General features: G+C 66.2%; 21 protein-coding genes and 1 tRNA gene. 2 read left to right on the top strand and 20 right to left on the bottom strand.

Features of this window, described 5'->3' with window-relative positions:
• Positions 1-120: 120 nt before the first annotated feature.
• Positions 121-429, top strand: a complete 309-nt coding sequence (locus ACXU4B_RS13055; protein WP_131411844.1) for a hypothetical protein — start codon at positions 121-123, stop codon at positions 427-429.
• Between the two features lie 109 nt (positions 430-538).
• Here the strand turns inward: ACXU4B_RS13055 and ACXU4B_RS13050 are convergent, their stop codons facing one another.
• On the bottom strand, positions 539-1,057 hold the full coding sequence (locus tag ACXU4B_RS13050) for a DUF3617 domain-containing protein (RefSeq protein ID WP_131411846.1): 519 nt from the start codon (positions 1,055-1,057) through the stop codon (positions 539-541).
• Between the two features lie 381 nt (positions 1,058-1,438).
• On the opposite strand from ACXU4B_RS13050, the gene ACXU4B_RS13045 reads away from it, so the two are divergent.
• Positions 1,439-2,890: a sensor histidine kinase gene (locus tag ACXU4B_RS13045; RefSeq protein ID WP_131411848.1), complete on the top strand. Its 1,452-nt coding sequence runs from the start codon at positions 1,439-1,441 to the stop codon at positions 2,888-2,890.
• A 397-nt stretch (positions 2,891-3,287) separates the two neighbouring features.
• On the opposite strand, the gene ACXU4B_RS13040 is transcribed toward ACXU4B_RS13045, so the two are convergent.
• The 19 genes from ACXU4B_RS13040 to ACXU4B_RS12950 form a co-directional block, all read right to left on the bottom strand.
• Positions 3,288-3,363 (bottom strand) — tRNA-Lys (locus ACXU4B_RS13040).
• A gap of 60 nt (positions 3,364-3,423) precedes the next feature.
• Complete coding sequence (queC, locus tag ACXU4B_RS13035; RefSeq protein WP_131411850.1) at positions 3,424-4,110, bottom strand: 7-cyano-7-deazaguanine synthase QueC; 687 nt, start codon at positions 4,108-4,110, stop codon at positions 3,424-3,426.
• A 154-nt stretch (positions 4,111-4,264) separates the two neighbouring features.
• Positions 4,265-4,957 (bottom strand): 7-carboxy-7-deazaguanine synthase QueE, encoded by a 693-nt coding sequence (gene queE, locus ACXU4B_RS13030; protein ID WP_131411852.1) that lies wholly within the window; start codon positions 4,955-4,957, stop codon positions 4,265-4,267.
• Between the two features lie 10 nt (positions 4,958-4,967).
• Positions 4,968-5,825: a tol-pal system protein YbgF gene (gene ybgF / locus ACXU4B_RS13025; RefSeq protein ID WP_205746593.1), complete on the bottom strand. Its 858-nt coding sequence runs from the start codon at positions 5,823-5,825 to the stop codon at positions 4,968-4,970.
• Positions 5,825-6,331 (bottom strand): peptidoglycan-associated lipoprotein Pal, encoded by a 507-nt coding sequence (pal, locus tag ACXU4B_RS13020; protein ID WP_131411854.1) that lies wholly within the window; start codon positions 6,329-6,331, stop codon positions 5,825-5,827. The genes ybgF and pal overlap by 1 nt, the downstream gene beginning before the upstream one ends.
• 248 nt (positions 6,332-6,579) lie before the next feature.
• Complete coding sequence (tolB, locus tag ACXU4B_RS13015) at positions 6,580-7,896, bottom strand: Tol-Pal system beta propeller repeat protein TolB (RefSeq protein WP_131411858.1); 1,317 nt, start codon at positions 7,894-7,896, stop codon at positions 6,580-6,582.
• Between the two features lie 8 nt (positions 7,897-7,904).
• Positions 7,905-8,852, bottom strand: coding sequence for a cell envelope integrity TolA family protein (locus ACXU4B_RS13010; RefSeq protein WP_131411860.1), 948 nt, complete (start codon positions 8,850-8,852; stop codon positions 7,905-7,907).
• Positions 8,839-9,285, bottom strand: coding sequence for a protein TolR (gene tolR / locus ACXU4B_RS13005; protein ID WP_131411862.1), 447 nt, complete (start codon positions 9,283-9,285; stop codon positions 8,839-8,841). The genes ACXU4B_RS13010 and tolR overlap by 14 nt, the downstream gene beginning before the upstream one ends.
• Positions 9,286-9,297: 12 nt before the next feature.
• On the bottom strand, positions 9,298-9,984 hold the full coding sequence (gene tolQ / locus ACXU4B_RS13000) for a protein TolQ (RefSeq protein WP_131411864.1): 687 nt from the start codon (positions 9,982-9,984) through the stop codon (positions 9,298-9,300).
• A 37-nt stretch (positions 9,985-10,021) separates the two neighbouring features.
• Positions 10,022-10,450, bottom strand: coding sequence for a tol-pal system-associated acyl-CoA thioesterase (ybgC, locus tag ACXU4B_RS12995; RefSeq protein WP_131411866.1), 429 nt, complete (start codon positions 10,448-10,450; stop codon positions 10,022-10,024).
• Positions 10,443-11,492, bottom strand: a complete 1,050-nt coding sequence (ruvB, locus tag ACXU4B_RS12990) for a Holliday junction branch migration DNA helicase RuvB (RefSeq protein ID WP_131411868.1) — start codon at positions 11,490-11,492, stop codon at positions 10,443-10,445. Before ruvB ends, ybgC begins: the two co-directional genes overlap by 8 nt.
• An 85-nt stretch (positions 11,493-11,577) precedes the next feature.
• Entirely contained in the window at positions 11,578-13,464 is a 1,887-nt protein-coding gene (locus ACXU4B_RS12985) for a potassium transporter Kup (protein WP_131412845.1), read from the bottom strand.
• Positions 13,465-13,482: 18 nt separating this feature from the next.
• Positions 13,483-14,082 (bottom strand): Holliday junction branch migration protein RuvA, encoded by a 600-nt coding sequence (gene ruvA, locus ACXU4B_RS12980; protein ID WP_131411870.1) that lies wholly within the window; start codon positions 14,080-14,082, stop codon positions 13,483-13,485.
• The gene (ruvC, locus tag ACXU4B_RS12975; RefSeq protein ID WP_131411872.1) at positions 14,079-14,600 is read right to left on the bottom strand and encodes a crossover junction endodeoxyribonuclease RuvC; all 522 of its coding nucleotides are present in this window, start codon (positions 14,598-14,600) and stop codon (positions 14,079-14,081) included. The genes ruvA and ruvC overlap by 4 nt, the downstream gene beginning before the upstream one ends.
• Before the next feature lie 40 nt (positions 14,601-14,640).
• Positions 14,641-15,375 carry a YebC/PmpR family DNA-binding transcriptional regulator gene (locus tag ACXU4B_RS12970; protein ID WP_131411874.1) on the bottom strand — a complete coding sequence of 245 codons (735 nt, stop codon included), beginning with the start codon at positions 15,373-15,375 and terminating at the stop codon, positions 14,641-14,643.
• A 116-nt stretch (positions 15,376-15,491) separates the two neighbouring features.
• On the bottom strand, positions 15,492-16,130 hold the full coding sequence (locus ACXU4B_RS12965) for an esterase/lipase family protein (RefSeq protein WP_131412847.1): 639 nt from the start codon (positions 16,128-16,130) through the stop codon (positions 15,492-15,494).
• Positions 16,131-16,274: 144 nt separating this feature from the next.
• Positions 16,275-18,044, bottom strand: a complete 1,770-nt coding sequence (gene aspS, locus ACXU4B_RS12960; protein ID WP_131411876.1) for an aspartate--tRNA ligase — start codon at positions 18,042-18,044, stop codon at positions 16,275-16,277.
• A 129-nt stretch (positions 18,045-18,173) separates the two neighbouring features.
• Positions 18,174-18,740 carry a DUF3011 domain-containing protein gene (locus ACXU4B_RS12955; protein ID WP_240734145.1) on the bottom strand — a complete coding sequence of 189 codons (567 nt, stop codon included), beginning with the start codon at positions 18,738-18,740 and terminating at the stop codon, positions 18,174-18,176.
• Positions 18,741-18,866: 126 nt separating this feature from the next.
• The gene (locus ACXU4B_RS12950) at positions 18,867-19,148 is read right to left on the bottom strand and encodes an FmdB family zinc ribbon protein (protein WP_131411878.1); all 282 of its coding nucleotides are present in this window, start codon (positions 19,146-19,148) and stop codon (positions 18,867-18,869) included.
• Positions 19,149-19,238 lie beyond the last annotated feature (90 nt).

Genomic DNA, 19,238 nt, shown 5'->3' with positions numbered 1-19,238 from the left:
GAACAGGCCTCAAGTTCCCCGCGGCCCTGCCGACAGTGTTTTGGAGACAGCCGTTTTCAGGACTCGTCTGGGCAATTCCGGAGGGCGGTGGCGTTGCTACCGCGGGAGTGCGAAGCGCTTATGCAGTCAAAGTGGAAGGCATCGGGAATCGCGGCCATGGCGCTGGCGGGCATGCTGCACGCCGGTGGCGTCCGGGCCGCGGCGACGGCGAGCTTTTCGGTAAGCCTGACCATTCGCGAGTCCTGCCAGATCCGCACCGAACCGGAAGCCGCCGCCCATGCACCACCGCCGCTGCATGTGAACTGCGCACACGCCAGCCCGTTCCGCATTGCGCCGACGGGCGGCGCCGGTGAAGCGCCCTACGAGGCCAAGATCGACCGCGCCAGCGACGACGCCGATGAACCGTCCAGCTGGACCGTCGTGTTCTGATCCGGCAGCGGGCCAAGCTGTCGCCTTGAGTCATCTGCGCGTGCTGCAACCCGGCACGGGACCGGGCTGACGGGTGTGCGCGGCAGGTCGCGCACACCCTCGCGCCGAATCAGTGCTGCATGTCCTTCATGTTCATCGTCGTGCCATTGGGCATGACCATGTCGCCGGGCTTCTGGCCTGCTGCGCAGGGCCCCACCCAACGCCCCGAACTGGTCAGCGGCATCTCGGCCTGCCCCATCACCGCCGGCTCGTACTTGATATGGCCCGTGGTCTGGTAGGCGGTGTCGCCCTGGAACTGCGTCTCGCTGTGGCTGGTCATGTTGATCGGTCCGTTCGGACCGTCCAGCTTGCACACCGCGTCCGACACCAGGACCTGGCCCTTCATGCTGATGTCGAGCTTGCTGCATGCCTGGCCGCGCACCTTGGTGCCCATCTGGTACATGGCCCGGTCGGTGTCGGCATCGAGACAGAGCTTCATCGTCTGCGGACGACCACCCATGCCGCCGGTTTGCACCTCCCACAGGCCCGCCTTGCGCTTGGGCATGTCCGCAGGCAGGTCCTGCGCGAGGGCCAGACCGGTGAAACCCAACAGGGAGACGGCGAGCAACCAGCGACAACGTGCAGACATGATGTTCTCCAGTAGGTCCGTCGGACCCTGCGGGTGAGGAAGGTAACGCCAAAGCCGGCCGGCGTCATGCGGCGCGTTCGGCGGCGACGCGGCCGCGGCCTGCGGTGGGCCACCGCCAGGCCGTGCCGGCAGATCCAGCTAGGCCGTTCGCTCTATGGCGGCAGGCGCTAGAACGAAGTGCTTATCGTCGCGCCCGGGCTGATTCTTTAGAGTGCCATGCAGGCCAATTCCCTCGGGGAAGCTGCGCCCAGGCCGACCGGATTGCCTACCTTGCCGCGGGTCCACACCATGCTGCCGACTCACGTCTCGCTCTGCCAACGGACCCCGGGGTCGTGCAGGGGGCCGCTCCTGCCGGGCTTCCGTCCAGGGGAGGTCTGAGCGATGGAGTCGCGCCCACACCTGCTGCCCCGCCTGTTCATCGACGTAGTACTGCCGGGCACGATCGCCGCGCTGGCGCTGGTGCTGGCGCTGTGCGTGCAACAGACACACAACCTCGGCGAACGCACCGATGCCGCGATCAGCCTGCGCATGGAACGCCTGGCCCGACAGCTGGAAACCGACGAAGGCACCTCGCCCCAGGCCGCGCTCGACCAGACGATGCATGACAACGGCCAGGACGAGCGGCTGCTTCGCGTCGAACTGCATCGACCCGATGGCAGCCTCTGGAGCAGCGGACCGGCCGGTGTCCAGGGCGGCGCCATCTATCGCAGCGAACTGACCGGCAACAGCCATGTGCCGTCGTGGCTGAGCCTGCAGGTCGACACCGCGTCGCTGCACCGCGCCCAGGGCCTCGTGTGGTTGCTGGGCGGCCTTTGCGCCGTCGGCATCTTGCTGCTCGCCTGGCTGGCCCGGCTCACGCTCCGCCACCGCGTGCTCGAGCCGCTGTCGCAGGTCCAGGGCGCACTGCATGAACTGGTCAATGCACGCCACCCGACCCCGGACGCGGCGCCGGCCAGCGCCGAGTTCGAGCAGGTCAGGCAGACCCTGCAACACTTGTCCGACCTGCAAGAGGAACAGCGTCGCGACTGGAACGCCATCCAGCGCGACAATGCCATCGAAGCACTGGACCGCCTGCGCCAGAGCCAGGCGGCCACCCGCAGCAAGTCACAGTTCATCGCCCTGGTGAGCCACCACTTCCGCCAGCCGCTGCAGGCACTGGAGTTGTTCGCCGGCAGCCTCGACAGCGATACCGAATCCAACAGCGACGGCGAGCAGCAATCCTTGTTGCGGCAGATGCGCAGCAGCATCGCTGCCATGACCCGGCTGCTGGACGCCCTGCTGGAGATCTCGCGCCTGGATGCAGGGGTCATCGCCGTCAAGCCAGTCGGCTTCACGGCGGCCGAGTTGTTCATGCGCGACCGCACCTCACTCAGCCACGAAGCCGCCCTGCAGCAGGTCACGCTGGTGTGGCGTGGCAGCCATCACCACTTGCATGGCGACGCCGATGTCGCGGCCAGCCTGCTCTACCAGCTGGCCAGCAACGCCATCAGCAATGCGGCGCACGGTCGCGTGCTGATCGCCGCACGGCGTCGCGGGCAGGCCATCCGCATCGAAGTCCGCGACAACGGCCCGGGCATTGCCGTCATCCACCAGCAGCGCATCTTCGAGGAATTCGTGCAGCTGCAGACCGCCGAGAACGAACGGCGCGGCGGCTATGGCCTGGGCCTGGCCATCGCCGAACGCCTGGCACGCTTGCTGGGTACGCGCATTGGCCTGCGCTCCGAACCGGGGAGCGGCAGCACGTTCTGGTTCGAGCTACCCTGCATGCCGGCGATGGAGCGCCATACGACGCCACGCAACCACCCCTCGCCCGCCTGGCGGCAGGCAGGCTGACCGGCGGAGCCGTGGACGACCTGCCGACCCGGGCACAGCGCCCGTTTCCCGGGCCATGAAGCCCAGGCTTGCCAACCCCCGTTTGTTACAGCAAGATTTCACGACGACAACTCCGGGGGGAGTCATGCTTTTCCACATCCTTGCCAATGGGGCGGCCGTCGCGGCCGTACTGGGCATCGCAAGCCTGACGTCGGGAGAGCACCCGCGACAGTGGTTTCTCCGTCGCAAGCCCACAGACGACTGATCCGACGGACTCCGGCGCCGAAGCCGGGCCGCCATGCGCCCTTACGCATTTTGCGAGCCCTCACGCAGAGGGCTTTTTTTGGCCCCGGCAAAACGCCTGCGCGAGGTTCGCCACAAAAAAAGGACCCGCGTTTCCGCAAGTCCTTGGATGCTTTGGTGGGCCGTCCGAGATTCGAACTCGGGACCAATAGATTAAAAGTCTACTGCTCTACCGACTGAGCTAACGGCCCATCTTCAAAGGCAAGCCCGCAATTTTATGAGCTTGTGGCCGATGGCACAAGCAAAGTCGTTCATGCGTACCGGGTCGGGTCGGGCAATCCGGCAGCGACAAAGCCCTGTGCGCGCAGGCGACAGGCATCGCAATGACCGCAGGCGAGCCCTTCCGCATCGGCCTGGTAACAGCTCACGGTGATCGAGAAATCGACGCCCAGGCGCTGGCCCTCGCGGGCGATATCGGCCTTGCTCATGCGCATCAGCGGCGCATGGACGCGAATGCCCGCGCCCTCCACGCCAGCCTTGGTTGCCACATTGGCGAGCTGCTCGAAGGCCTCGATGAAGGCCGGCCGGCAGTCCGGGTAGCCCGAGTAGTCCACTGCATTGACGCCGCACCAGATGTCGGTGGAACCGAGCACCTCGGCCCAGCCCAAAGCAATGGACAGCATGATGGTGTTGCGCGCCGGCACGTAAGTGACCGGAATGCCCACATCGCCGGCCTGATCGACCGGCACGTCGATATCGGCCGTGAGGGCCGACCCGCCGATGGTGCGCAGGTCGACTTGCACCGTCTTGTGCTCCACCGCGCCCAGTGCGCGCGAAACGCGTTCCGACGCGGCCAGTTCGGCGCTGTGCCGCTGGCCGTATGCAACGCTCAGCGCATGCACCTGATAGCCCTGCTCACGAGCCAACGCGATGGTGACAGCCGAGTCCATGCCGCCGGAGACGAGCACGACGGCCTTGCGGGGAGATTCCTGAGACATGAGTTGCATCCACCTAGGTCGGGCCGGTCACCGGCCGAAAAGCGCCAACGGCAACACAGGCCGATGCGCGTGCAGCGAGGAATGAGTCGCGAGGAGTGAGAAAAGCAGAGGAGGCTCTCCCGCACTTCTCACTGCTCTCCACTCACTCCCGGATTCAATGTCCGGGCTCGTCGTTCCACAGCAGCTTGTGCAGCTGCAGCTGGAAACGCACATCGAGCCTGTCCTCGATGATCCACTCGGCCAGTTCGCGCGGCTGGATCGCGCCGTGCACCGGCGAGAACAGCACCATGCAGCGCGAGATCAGGCCATGCGCGGCCACCGTCTCGCGCGCCCATTCGTAATCGGCGCGGCTGGCAATGACGATCTTCACCTGATCGTGCGGCAGCAGGTGATCAAGGTTTGACCACAGATTGCGCGCAGACTCGCCGGAATCGGGCGCCTTCAGGTCCATCACCTTGCGCACGCGGGGATCGACCAGGGACACGTCCAGCGCACCGGAGGTTTCCAGCGACACGTCATGTCCGGCATCACACAGGCGCTTGAGCAGGATCAGGCAGCGCTTCTGCGCCAGCGGCTCACCACCCGTCACGCAGACATGCCTGGCGCCGTGGGACGCCACCTCGGCCACGATGTCATCGATGGCGCGCCAGTCGCCACCGTAGAAGGAATACTCGGTATCGCACCACACGCAGCGCAACGGACAACCGGTCAGCCGCACGAACACGGTGCGCCAGCCGATGGCGTCGGCCTCGCCCTGGATCGAATGGAAGATCTCGGTGATGCGCAGGCGCTCGGCCTGTGCAGGCGCTGACGTGCCGGACGCCACGCTTGCTTTACTGCCACTCACAACGGCTACCTCAATTGGCCGGCTGCAGCTGCAGACGACGCAGGCGCTCCTGGGCCAGGCCAGCGGCCTTGGAACCCGGATATTTGGTGGAAACGCTCTTCAGCGTGGTCTTGCCCGCATCGACCTGCTTGAGTTCGAGCTGCGTGTAGCCCAGCTTGAGCATGGCATCGGGCGCCTTGTCGCTCTGCGGATACTGGCTCAGCAGGTGCTGGAAGACTTCCAGCGCGATCGGGTAGTTCATGGCGCCGTAGTACGACTCGCCCAGCCAGTAATAGGCATTGGGCGTCAGCGGACTGTCGGGGTACTGCTGGATGAAACCGCGAAACCCGCGCGACGCCTGCACGTAGTCGCCGCCACGCAGCGCCTTGAAGGCATCGTCGTAGGCCGCCTGGGCGTTGGCTGGCGCGGCCGTGCCGCCCGCAGGCGCCTTGCCACCCTTGCCTTTTCCGCCGTCCGTAGCGGTCGCCGCCGGCGGAGCCGCGCTCGCGGCCGCTGCCGGGGTGGTCGTGCCGGCCGCGCCTGCGGTATTGCCTGCTGCCCCGGCGCCACCTTCGATGCGGCCCAGGCGCGAATCAAGATCCGTGTACTGCGCTTTGTTGCGGTCGTTTGCTTCCTGCAGCTGGTGCTGCAGTTCCTCGACCTGGCCCTGCATCTGCTGCAATTGCGATTGCAGCGCCTGCACCTGGTTGACCAGCGTGGTGCCGCCCTGGTTCTGGTTCTGCGCCTGCTGCTCGAGCCGCGCAACGCGGTCGGCAAGGCTCAGTCGCGAGTCCTGCGCCATGGCCGGGACGACAAAAAGCATGGCGGACGCAAATGCGCCCGCCATGCCCATCCTGGCTGTGAAGCTGTTAGCCAGTCGCTTCTTCATTACTTCGCCGTGTAGACGATCTCGACGCGACGGTTCTTGCTCCAGCAGTCTTCGTTGTGCTCACGGCACACCGGCTTTTCCTTGCCGTACGAGATCACGTTGATCTGGCTGGCCGAGCCGCCGTTCGACTGCAGGGCGCTGGACACGGCATTGCCACGACGCTCACCCAGGCCGAGGTTGTACTCGCGGGTGCCGCGCTCGTCGGCGTTGCCTTCCAGGCGGATCTGCGCCATCGGGCGATCCTGCAGGTACTTGGCGTGGCACGCCATGATCTGCTGGAACTCCGGCTTGATTTCTTCCTTGTCGAAGTCGAAGTACACGACGCGCTGACGCAGGCAAGCGTCGGTGTCGAGGTCAGCCGGGGTGAACTTGGCCGGGCCGGCCGGGGCCTGGGCAACCGGAGCCTGCTCCACGGGAGCCTGCGGCTTGGTTTCCGCCTTCTTCGTACATGCGGCCGCGCCAACGCAGAGCAGGGCGACCAGGGCGACGCGAACGGTCTTATTCATGGTGGACGTTCCTTCAAACAGGTTTGAGTTCCGACAGTCAATAATGATTGCGGTTTCGGGACAGTGATCGCCGGTGAACCGGCTGTTATTTTGACATTTGCTGCCGGCGGCGCGCTGTCTCGCGACCGCCTGGCCCGTCGACTGCGACGCATGGTCGCAACCGACAAGCTGCTTGATCCGGAGTGTCGCGTGAAGCTTCACGCCCGGATCACATGGCCGTGACGCTTGCGCGTCACGACATGAACTGGTCAACGCTGCCGGTAGGGACCCCAGGCCGGCTCGCGAACGTCGCCATCGGCCAGCACGAGACGCTGCCTGACCAGGCCATCGGCCGATACGGCGTACAAGACACCACGACGGCCTTCGGAGGCGGCATACAACAGCATGCTGGCATTGGGCGCGAAACTCGGAGTTTCATCGATCGGACCCGGCGAGATGAAGCGCACCTGCCCACCCAGACTGCGATCCATTATGGCAATACGATACACGTTCCCGTTGCCCTGCACCATCGCGATCTGCTTGCCGTCGTAGCTGACCGAGGCATTGGCGTTGAACTGGCCCTGGAAGGTGATGCGGTCAGCCGAGCCGCCCGATGCAGGCATCTGGTAGAGCTGCGGACGGCCAGAACGGTCGGACGTAAAGATGATGCTTTGGCCGTCCGGGGTCCAGCGCGGCTCGGTGTCGATCGCCAGGTTGTTGGTCAGGCGGGTTTCCTGACGGGAGCCCAGGTCGAGCGAGTAGATCTCCGGGTTGCCCACGTAGGACAGGGCCAGCGCCAGCTTGCTGCCATCGGGCGACCAGGCCGGAGCGCCATTGATGCCCTTCGCCCGGGCGGAAATCAGCTGACGGGAACCGGTGGTGATGTCCTGCACGTAGATAGCCGAGTTGCCGCTCTCGAACGAGACGTAGGCAATCTTGCGGCCATCGGGCGACCACGACGGCGACAACAGCGACTCGCGCGAGCGCGCAACAACTTGCGGGTTATAGCCGTCCGAATCGGCCACGATCAGCGAATAAGTGGTGTTGTTGCCCAGGCCCACGGCGGTGATGTACGCAATGCGCGTCCAGAACGCACCGCGCACGCCGGTGATCTTCTCGTAGATCTGGTCGGCGATCTGGTGCGCCACGCCACGCAGGTCCCCGGCCGGGGCGGTGAATGCCTGGGCCAGCAGGTTCTGCTGCCTGTTGACGTCCCACAGCTCGTATTCCACCCGCAGCATGCCGCCGCCCGCATCGCTGATGCGGCCCACGGTGATGTAGTCCTGCTTGAGCAGGCGCCAGGTGGCGAACTTGATGTCAGCGCCCTTGGAGGGCATCTCCACGATGTCGCTCTTGGCCAGCGAACGGAATTTGCCCGAGCGGTTGAAGTCGTTGCGGATGACGTCGGCCACGTCCGTGGACAATGGCGCGCCGCCATCCTGGGCGAACGGCACCACGGCGATGGGCGTGGCGGTCTTCAGACCGCCGACAATGTCGACGTTGAGCGACTGGGCTGCCGCGGGGCCGGCGATCAACGCGGCCACCACGAGCAGGACGAGGGCGAGGCTGGTGCTCAGTTTGCGCATGGGCTTCATCACTGCGGCCTGAAAGTGAAATCAATTTGGCGCTGGAACACGCTCTCGAAGCCCGCATAGGGCAACGGCTGCGCGCGCAACACGGCGTTCTCGACGGAGCGTTTGCCGGCTTCGTCGTAGGGACAACTGGAATCGACCTTGGCGCTCATTACCTGACCGCCCTTTAGCTGCACGATGTGCACGACGCACGGGGTGTTCGGCATGGTATCCGGGCGAGTCCAGTTCTGCGTGACCGCGTTCTGAATCGCCGCCAGATACTGGGCCAGCAAGCCGGTGTCCGGGCCATTGGTGCCAGTCTGCCGCTGGGCGGCATTGGGCACATTGGCCAGGCCGTTGTCCTGGGCGTTCTTGAGGTCTTCCATCTGCTGCTTGGCCTGCTTGGCCTTGTCCTCGGCCTTCTTGCGCGTGTTGTCGGCCGCGTCCATCTTGGCGAACAGCTCGTCCAGCTGCTTCTGCTTCTCCTGCTTCTGCTTGGCCGCCTGGGCGTCCAGTTCCGAAGCGCGCTGGCGCTGCTTCTCTTCCTGTTCCTTCTTGGCGTCCTCGGCTTTCTGCAAGGCGTCGGCCACGACCTTTTCCTGGTCACGGGTATCCGGGTGCTCGGGCGGCGGCGGCAAGGTCTTGACCTTGGGCGCCTCTTCCTGGGGTACCGGCGGCGGCACGGTGGGCGGCGGCGGCACCGTATCGGGCACCGGCTTGGCCTTCACGGCCTTCGGCGGCGGCGCGCCGGTGGGACCGACCAGGGTCGCCTCGATGATCTCGCCCGGCAGCTCCAGCGGCTTGGCGCAGGTGATCGGGTTCCAGCTGGCCGGCAGGTGCAGGGTTTGGAACAGGTTCTCGTAGAACGAGCACGGGATGACGGCGAGGGTCAGGAAACCCACGATGCCCAGATGCAGGATGGCGGAAAGGAGGACCGCCCGTGACGTGCCCTTGGTGTTACGGTCGTCCATTCTTCGTGCCCGACTCCGGCGCGCTCATCAGACCGACCTTGGCCACGCCGGCCTGCTGCAACTCGGCCAGTACCTGGTACACGCCGTCATATTTGCCGTCGCGATCGCCCGCCACCAGGACGCTGACCTCGGGGTTGGCCTTCACGAAGGCGCCGACCTTGGCCTTCATCGCCTCGGCGTCGATGGGTTCCTTCTTGGTGTCGCCCAGCGTGAGGTACAGCTGTCCGCGCTGGTCGACCGAGACGATCACCGGCTCTTTCTTGTCCTGCAGCGACTTGGCATTGGCCTGCGGCAGGTTGACGTCGACGTTGGAATTCATCATGGGTGCCGTGACCATGAAGATGATCAACAGCACCAGCATCACGTCGATATAGGGAACGACGTTGATCTCGGATTTGAGCTTGAGGCGCTTGTGGCGCGCAGAGCTACGCATGACTTAAGGCCCTCAAGTCGCGTCGTCGGACTGGATCTGCCGCTGCAGCACGGAGGAGAACTCCTCCTGGAACACTTCATAGCGGGAGGCGACGCGCTCGACCTTGTTGGCGAAGCGGTTATAGGCCCACACGGCCGGGATGGCGGCAAACAGGCCCATGGCCGTGGCGATCAGCGCCTCGGAAATGTGCGGGGCGACCACCGCGATGGTCACGTCCTTCATCTCGCCCAGGCCCTGGAACGCGCCCATGATGCCGATGACGGTGCCGAACAGGCCGACGTACGGGCTGATCGAGCCGACGTTGGCGAGGAATTCCAGGTTGCGTTCCAGGCGGCCGATTTCGCGGGTGCCGGCCACGCGCATGGCCCGTTCTGAGCCTTCGATCACCACGCGCATGTCATGCGTCTTGCGCTGGCGCTGGCGCACGAATTCGCGGAACCCCGACTCGAACACGTTCTCCATGCCGCCGTTGCCGGCGCCGCGATTGCTCACTTCGCGGAACAGCTGGGCGAGATCGGCGCCGGACCAGAAGCGCTCCTCGAAATTCTCCGCCTCCTCCATCGCCGCCTTCAGCTGCGAGACCTTGCGGATGATGATGACCCACGAGAGGAAGGACAGCACCAGCAGGGCCAGCATGACGAACTGGACCAGGATGCTCGCTTCCGCGACCAGCTTGAGGATGTTGACTCCACCGTTCATTGCTCGAAGGTTCTCCAGCGCACGTACTGCATATTGATCAAGGGGAAAGGCCGGGGATGAAATCGGCCGGAATCTGCACCGGGCGCATGCGGCGGACATCGACGCACGCCACGCGCACCTTCGCGCGGATCAGCTCCGCGCCATCCGCCCGGCGGATCGTCTGGGCGAAAAGGATACTGGCTGCGCGCCGTTCTTTGACTTCGACGCTTACCGACAGTTCATCATCCAGCAGGGCCGCCTTGAGGAAGTCGATCTGCATTTCCCGGACCAGGAAGGCCAGCCCGGTGGTTTCCTTGTAGCTGGACTGGGTGATGCCCATGGCGCGCAGCCACTCGCTGCGGGCCCGCTCCATGAAGCGCAGGTAGCTGGCGTGATAGACCACGCCGCCGGCATCGGTATCTTCCCAATAGACGCGCACCGGCCACTGGAACGGGTCGGCGGCATGGCCTTGCGTGGCGTCAGACATCGGCGTTGTCGGCAGTGAACAGGTCCACGGGGGACGGCTGCCGTGGCGGCGGGGTCAGCCCCAGGTGGCGCCAGGCCTTGGCGCTGGCCATGCGGCCGCGCGCGCTGCGCACCAGATACCCCTGCTGGATCAGGTAGGGCTCGACCACGTCTTCCAGCGTGCCACGGTCCTCGCTGAGCGCCGCCGCCAGGGACTCCACGCCCACCGGGCCGCCGTCGAAGTTCTCGATGATGGTGGCCAGCATGCGCCGGTCGAGCTCGTCGAAACCCTCGGCGTCCACCTTGAGCATGTCCATCGCGGCGCGGGCCGCGTCGCGGGTGATCTGCCCGTTCGCGCGCACCTCGGCGTAGTCGCGCACGCGACGCAGCAGGCGATTGGCGATGCGCGGGGTGCCGCGCGAGCGGCGGGCGATCTCCTGCGCGCCTTCCGGCTCGCAGTCGATGCCCATGATGCGCGCCGAACGCCGCACGATCGAGGTGAGCTCTTCGGGCGTATAGAACTCCAGACGCTGCACGATGCCGAAGCGGTCGCGCAAGGGCGCGGTAAGCAGGCCGGCGCGGGTGGTGGCACCGATCAGCGTGAACGGCGGCAGGTCCAGCTTGATCGAGCGGGCCGCAGGGCCTTCGCCGATCATGATGTCGATCTGGAAGTCTTCCATCGCCGGGTAGAGCACTTCCTCCACCACCGGTGACAGGCGGTGGATCTCGTCCACGAACAACACATCGTGCGGCTCGAGGTTGGTCAGCAGTGCGGCGAGGTCCCCTGCGCGCTCCAGCACCGGGCCGGAGGTGGAGCGCAAATTGACCCCGAGTTCGTTGGCGATGACGTGGCTGAGCGTGGTCTTGCCCAGGCCCGGCGGCCCGAAGATCAGCACATGGTCAAGCGCGCCGCCACGCTTCTTCGCGGCCTCGATGTAGATCGAGAGCTGCTCGCGCACCGCCTGCTGGCCCAGGTATTCGGCCAGTCGCTTGGGACGGATGGAGGCTTCCAGGGCCTCGTCGTCCAGGTGGGCGGCGGCGGTGACGATGCGATGGTCGGTCATAGGTGCGCATTATGGCAGCACCCGGGGCGGAGGCGGACAAAAACAGGGCGCGACGGGGGAAGCCGCCTCCGGCTCCCCCTACCCCTCAGATCTCGACCTGGGCCCCGAGCTCGATCAGGCGGTTGCCCGGGATCTGGAAGAACGCCGTCGCCGGCAATGCGTTGCGCGCCATGAAGGCGAACAGCTTGTCGCGCCACAGCGCCATGCCGGGCCGCCGCGCGTCCGCGATGATGGTCTCGCGCGAGAGGAAGAAGGTGGTGTCCATCATGTCGAACGGCAGGCCCGCCCTGGAACACTTCGACAGCGCCAGCGGGATGTTCGGATCCTCGGCAAAGCCGAAACGGATCTCGAGGCCGTAGAAGTCGCCGCCCAGCGAGGAGATGCCGATGCGCTCCCCGGCGTCGGCCGTGGGCGTTTCCAGCGTCTCCACCGTCAGCAGCACGTTGCGCTCGTGCAGCACCTTGTTGTGCTTGAGGTTGTGCAGCAACGCGTGCGGCACGGCATTCTGGTTGGCGGTGAGGAACACCGCCGTGCCCGGCACGCGCAGCGGCGGATGCTCAGCGATGTTCTCGATGAACGGGTCCAGCGCCAGGCCCGACTGCTTGATCTCGCGCACCACCAGCTCGCGTCCGCGGCGCCAGGTGGTCATCACGATGAAGACGGCAACGCCGAGCACCAGCGGGAACCAGCCGCCGTATTCGATCTTGATCAGGTTGGCACCAAGGAACGACAAATCGATGGTGAGCAGCAGCACACCCGCGAGGATCACCGTGAGGCGGCTCCAGTTCCACTGGCGACGGGCCACGATCAGGGCGAGGATGGTCGTGATCGTCATCGTGCCCGTCACCGCGATGCCGTACGCGGCACTGAGGTTGTCCGAGCTGCGGAAGCCGAGCACCGCCGCCAGCACCATGATCAAGAGGAAGTTGTTCACCCACGGCACGAAGATCTGGCCGGACATCTCGCGCGAGGTGTGCACGACCGGCATGCGCATGGAGTAACCCAGCGACATCGCTTCGCGCGTCATCGAGAACGCGCCGGAAATCACCGCCTGCGATGCGATCACCGTGGCCACGGTGGCGAGGCCGATCATCGGGTAAAGCAGCGGCGCGGGCGTCAACTTGAAGAACGGGTTGTCGATGGCTTCGGGATGGTCGAGCAGCAACGCGCCCTGGCCAAAGTAATTGAGCACCAGCGCCGGCAGCACGAAGCTGAACCAGGCCAGCCGGATCGGGCGCTTGCCGAAGTGGCCCATGTCGGCATACAGCGCCTCGGCGCCGGTCAGCGCCAGCACCACGCCACCGAGGGCAATGAAGGCCTGGAAGCCATGGGTGAAGAAGAACTTCACGCCATAGTAGGGATTGATCGCCAGCAGCACGTGCGGATTGCGCAGGATCTGGTTCACGCCAAGCAAGGCGATGACGATGAACCACACCACCATGACCGGGCCGAACAGCCTGCCCACGCGTTCGGTACCGTGACGTTGCAGCGTGAACAGCAGGAACAGGATCACGGCCGTGATGGGCACCACCCAGTGCTCCAGGTGCGGCGCAGCCACCTTCACGCCTTCCACCGCGGACAGCACCGAAATGGCGGGCGTGATCACGCCGTCGCCATAGAACAGCGCCGCGCCGAAGATGCCGATGATGGCGAGCGCCCAGCGACTGCGCGCATCACCCTTCACGCTGCGCAAGGCCAGCGCGAGCAGCGCCATGATGCCGCCCTCGCCCTTGTTGTCCGCGCGCATGATGAAGACGACGTACTTCAGCGACACCACGATGATCTGCGCCCAGAAGATCAGCGAGAGCACGCCGAAGATGCTTTCGGGGGTGGGCAGGCCATGACCCTCGTGGTGCAGCGTGGTCTGCAAGGTGTACAGCGGGCTGGTACCGATGTCGCCATAGACCACGCCAATGGCGCCAAGGGCCAGCGTCGCGAGGCGTCGCTTGGTGTCAGCGTCGGTGCCGTGCATGGAATCCGGATTCACGGTTCAGCTCCCCAGCGCGGCGCGCAGCGCCTTGCGGATAATCGATTCGGCAGTGTCGCCGTCGCTTGCAACCTTCTGCACCAGCCGGGCCACTTCGGCCGGCTTGTAGCCAAGCTGCTGCAGCGCCACCGTGGCCTCGCCGGCGGGATCGAGCGCCACACCGTTGCCGCGGGCACCCGAACCGGGCAGCGCCGTGGCCAGGCCGTCCACGCGGTCGCGCAGTTCGATCACCATGCGTTCGGCCGTCTTCTTGCCGATACCGGGAATCTTGGTCAATGCGACGACATCGCCAGTCTGGACGAGTCGCGCGAAATCCTGAGTGGATACGCCCGAAAGCACGGCCAGCGCGATCTTCGCGCCGATGCCGCTGACCTTCTGCAGGTTGCGGAACAGCGTGCGCTCGGCCTCGTGAAGAAAGCCGTACAGCGCAACGCTGTCTTCCTTCACGGCGTAATGCGTGAGCAGGACGACTTCCTTGCCGGTCCCCGGCAGGTCGTAGATGGTGGACATCGGCGCCTCGAGCTCGTAGCCGACGCCACCCACTTCCACCAGCAACCACGGCGGCTGCTTGGAGATCAGGACACCGCGCAGGCGACCGATCATCGACGACGCCTCCAGGCGGTGCGCGGAATGCCCACGCGGCCAAGGCTGGCGCGGGTATGGGCGTGCGTCACCGCAATGGCGAGCGCGTCCGCGGCATCGGCCTGCAAGGGCCCCTTCAGTCCAAGCAGGACGCCAATCATGTGCTGCACCTGGGTCTTGTCCCCGCGACCGCTACCGACCACGGCCTGCTTTACTTCCGTCGCTGCATACTCGTGCACCGCGACCCCCTGACTGACCACCGCGCAGATCGCGGCTCCCCTCGCCTGCCCCAGCTTCAGTGCCGAATCGGCATTGCGCGCCATGAACACGCGCTCGATGCCGCATTCGTCCGGCCGATGGGCGGCGATGATGGCACACAGCTCGTCAAAGATGCGTTTCAGGCGCAAGGGAAAGCTGGCCTCGCCTGCCACCGCCAGCGCGCCATGGAAAACGTGGGACAGCTTGCCGCCGGCGTCGACATCGATGATGCCGACGCCGGTACGCTGACTGCCCGGATCGATGCCGATGATGCGTGTCATGGGCGAAGGTTCGCCGTGGGCCGGTGGGTGGCCCGCGAACTTAACTGGCGGCCTCGGCCGGCAGCAGCGCGTTGTGTGACACCTCGCTGACATCATCGAGGGCATCGAGCTTCTCGAGCAGGTCCAGCAGGGTTTCCAGCGCTTCGTCGGGCACGGCGACGCGATTGTTGGGGCGCATGCCCACGCCGGCGTGCTGGGCATGCAGGCCCGCGGCGATCAGCGCCTGCTGCACCGCCTCGAAGCCCTCCGGCGCGCACAGCACGGTGCTCTCGCCGTGCTCGTTGACCACGTCGTCGGCACCGGCGTCCAGCGCCGCCTCCAGCACCTTCTCTTCGGCCGCCTCGTCGCCACCGGTGGCGAACACCAGCTCGCCCACGCGGGCAAACTGGAAGGCCACCGAGCCCGACGTGCCCAGGTTGCCGCCGTGCTTGGTCAGCGCGTGGCGCACGTCCGCCACGGTCCGGGTCGGGTTGTCGGTGAAGCAGTCGATGATCAGGGCAATGCCGGCCGGACCGTAGCCCTCGTAGCGCAGCTCTTCCATCGCGGCGCCACCGTCGGCGCCCGAGCCACGCTTGATGGCGCGCTCGATGGTGTCCTTGGTCATGTTGGCCGACAAGGCCTTGTCGACCGCGGCGCGCAGGCGCGGATTGGCCGCCGGATCGGCGACCCCGGCGCGGGTGGCCACGGTGATTTCGCGGATCAGCTTGGTGAACACCTTGGCGCGCTTGGCGTCTTCGGCGTTCTTGCGACCTTCGATGGACGGGCCTCTACCCATGACACTTCCTGCAAAGCTGGTGATCTAACAGATCGGGAATTCTATCCTTTCGGGGCCACGGGCGGGCAAGCCGTCCGCTCAAGGCCACCGTCGGCGACGCTCCCGCCGTTGCCGTGTCAGGCGGCAGGGCGATCGAAGCGGCCGCTCTGCAGGAACCGGGTGACCTGGCGGGCGACCTCCGGCGAGAACAGCAGGCCGGTGTGATTGGTCTCGATGACGCAATGGTCGGCAATGCCCGGCAGCTGGGTCTCGTCGACCGCCACGGTGCCGTCGTTGTCTCCCTCGAAACGCCCCAGCACGGCGCCCAGGCCCAGTGCGAGGCGCCCTGCCACCACACCCACCTGGCGCTCGCCGTTCCAGCGCTCGAAGCCATGTTCAAGCAATTCGCGATTGTGGCCGAGCAACACCTCGCCCCCGCGACCCATGCCGGCGAACCCGCGCGCTGCCGCGCTGCCTTTGAGCGGTGATCCCAGGCACACCACGCGACCCGGGGGCAGCGGCTCGCCTCCGGCGCAGGCACGCAAGGCAAGCAAGCCGCCCAGGCTGTGGCCGACGATGTGCACCGCCGGCGCCTCCTGCGCAATCTCCTGCACGCGCGCCTGCAGGCGCCCGAGGATGTGCGACTGGGTGGCGGCCACGCTCATGTAATCGAAGCGGTGCACGCGAAAGCCCGCCTCCATCAGCCGACGATGCAGCATCAGCAGCGCGAAGCCGCGCATCCACAGGCCGTGCAGCAGGATCACATGGTCGGTCATGGCGGGTGCGGGACTTCCATCGACGGAGGGTTCACCCATGGGTGCAGCGCGGCGCCAGGAGACGCCGCGACAAGTCCATTGTGCACAAAAGGCTCTGAACCTTGCGTTGCATTCCCCCTGGCGTCAGAGGGATCGCGCACCGTCTCAGGCCGACTTGGGCGCAATGGCCACCTTGACGTGCAGCTCCTTGAGCTGCGCGTCGGCCACCAGCGACGGCGCGTCGGTCATCAGGTCCTGCGCACTGGTGGTCTTGGGGAAGGCGATCACGTCGCGGATCGACTCGGTGCCGGCCATCAGCGCCGCGATGCGGTCGATGCCGAAGGCCAGGCCGCCATGTGGCGGCGCGCCGAACTTCAGCGCCTTGAGCAGGAAGCCGAACTTCGCCTCGGCTTCGTCCGGACCAATGCCCAGCAAGTCGAACACCGTGCTCTGCATGTCCGGACGGTGGATGCGGATGGAGCCACCGCCGATCTCGTTGCCGTTGAGCACCATGTCGTAGCCTCGGCTCACCGCGTTCGCCGCATTGGCGCGCAGTTCGTTGGCGTCGTCGACCTTCGGCGCGGTGAACGGGTGATGCAGGGCGACGAAGCGCTGCTCTTCCTCGTCGTACTCGAACATCGGGAAGTCGGTGACCCACAGTGGCTTCCAGCTGTTCTCGACCAGGCCACGGTCCTTGCCGACCTTCAGGCGCAGTGCGCCCATGAAATCGGTAACGGCCTTCCACGTGCCCGCGCCGAAGAACACCATGTCGCCGCTCTCGGCGCCGGTGAGCTTGAGCACGCCTTGCAGCGCCTTGTCGTCGAGGAACTTGGCCACCGGCGAATTGATGCCGTCGCGGCCTCGGGACAGGTCGTCCACGCGCAGCCAGGCCAGGCCCTTGGCGCCGTACTTGGCGACGTACTCGGTGAGCAGGTCTATTTCCTTGCGCGTGAAGGTCGCGCCGCCCGGCACGCGCAACGCGGCCACGCGGCCGTTTTCGGCATTGGCCGGTTCGGCAAACACCTTGAACTCGACGTGCTTCACCGCGTCGGCGATATCGACCAGCTCGAGCGCAATGCGCAGGTCCGGCTTGTCCGAACCGAAGCGACGCATCGCCTCGGCCCAGCTCATGCGCGGGAAGACGCCATCGAGCTCGACGTTCTGCACGTCCTTGAACACGTGGCGGATCAATTGCTCCACGAAGTCCTGCACGTCCTTTTCCTCGACGAAGGCGAACTCGAGGTCGAGCTGGGTGAATTCCGGCTGGCGGTCGGCGCGCAGGTCCTCGTCGCGGAAGCAGCGGGCGATCTGGTAGTAGCGGTCGAAGCCGGCCATCATCAGGATCTGCTTGAACAGCTGCGGCGACTGCGGCAGCGCATAGAACTGGCCCGGATGCACGCGGCTGGGCACCAGGTAGTCGCGCGCACCTTCCGGCGTGGCCTTGGTGAGGATCGGCGTCTCGATGTCCTGGAAGCCGCGCGCGTCGAGGTAGCGGCGCAGCGACTGCACCAGCTTGATGCGCGTGCGCATCATCTTCTGCATCTCGGGACGGCGCAGGTCGAGGTAGCGGTAGGTCATCCGCATGTCCTCGTTCGGATGCTCGTGCAGCGCGAACGGCAGGTCCCTGGCGGCATTGAGGATCTCCACCGTGTCGGCCAGCAGTTCCACCGTGCCGGTGCGCAGCTTGTCGTTCACCGACAGGCGCTTGCGGATGGTGCCGGTGACGCGCAGGCAGTACTCGTTGCCGATCTCGCCGGCCACCGCGAAGGCCGCGGCGTTCTCGCGCTCGACCACGACCTGGGCAATACCCTCATGGTCGCGCAGGTCGACGAAAGCCACGTGGCTCTGCAGGCGAAGCGTGTTGACCCAGCCACACAGGGTGACGGTCTGGCCGACCAATGCCTCGTCGATGAGGCCGCAATAGTGCGTGCGCATGCGCTTGGAACTCCGGGCCGCAGGGCGGCGAGATGCGTGGAAAAGACCCGGAATGTTAACACCGCCCCGGCCGGAGGCGGACGGCGACGCGCGGTGGCCGCCACCGCGCGTCGCCCGCGACCCTGGCTGTTACCAGCGTCGATTGACAGAGAACAGGCCCCGGCAGCCCTTGGAAACCCACACGCCGGCGCGATTCCAGCCCCAGCTGTAGCCTTCTTCGCAGGCGGAGCCGGACAGCTGCCGCATCAGGCGGGCGTAACCGCGGCCGCCGACGTCGACCTGGCAGAAGTGGTACTCGTGATCATTGCTTTCGCACTGCAGGCGGATCTCGCGATCCCAGTCCGGGCCCGGCCGCCAGTCGTCATCGTGAGGACGGCCACCACCTTGCCAGCCGCCACCGCCGTGCCAACCGCCGTCCCGCTCCATTTCGACAAACTGGCCACGGCAGCCGCGATCGACCCACAGGCCGCCCCGATCCACGCCCCAGGTCTGGCCGCGCACACAGGCGCTGTCCGATTCCTGGCGGATCAACTCCGCGTCGCGCCAGGGCACCTGGCAGCGACTGAAACGCCCGTCCTCGCTTCCGCAACGGACCACGTCGCGATCCTGGGCGCGTGCCACCGGTGCCGCACTCAACAACAGGCCCGCCACCATCCCGGCCAGCACGCCCATTACCCCTGTTCCGATCCGAACCATCAATGCCTCTCCTGTGTGACGGAGCGTCACGCTAGCGAGCGCATGTTCAACCGGAATTGAATATTTTGCGATCCCTGCGCAGGAACCTGCCGGCCAGCCACGCGGCGTTCAGCCGCCGCGCGGGGATCAGCTGTCGCCGGCCGGACTGGTCGCGGGCGCTGGCGCGGCCGCGGGGGCCGCAGACGACGAGCCGCCATCGCCGGCCAGGTTGCGCTTCTTGTCGCCGTCCTTCTTGAAATCGGTTTCGTACCAGCCGTTGCCGGCCAGGCGGAATCCGGGCGCGCTCAGACGGCGCTTGACCTGCTCTTCGGCACAGGCCGGGCAGTTGGACGGATCAGGGTCGGACATCTTCTGCAGGCGGTCGAAACGATGACCACAGCCGCCGCATTCGAATTCATAGATAGGCATGGAAACTCCGGTGTCAGCCACCATGCCGCGGGCACGTGCCGGGGTCGCGCGCGGTGGCAGCCCTCCATTATCGAGGCACGCCGCCCAAAT

The organism is Dyella soli (assembly GCF_054482295.1).
This window is presented reverse-complemented; position numbering and strand designations above follow the sequence as displayed.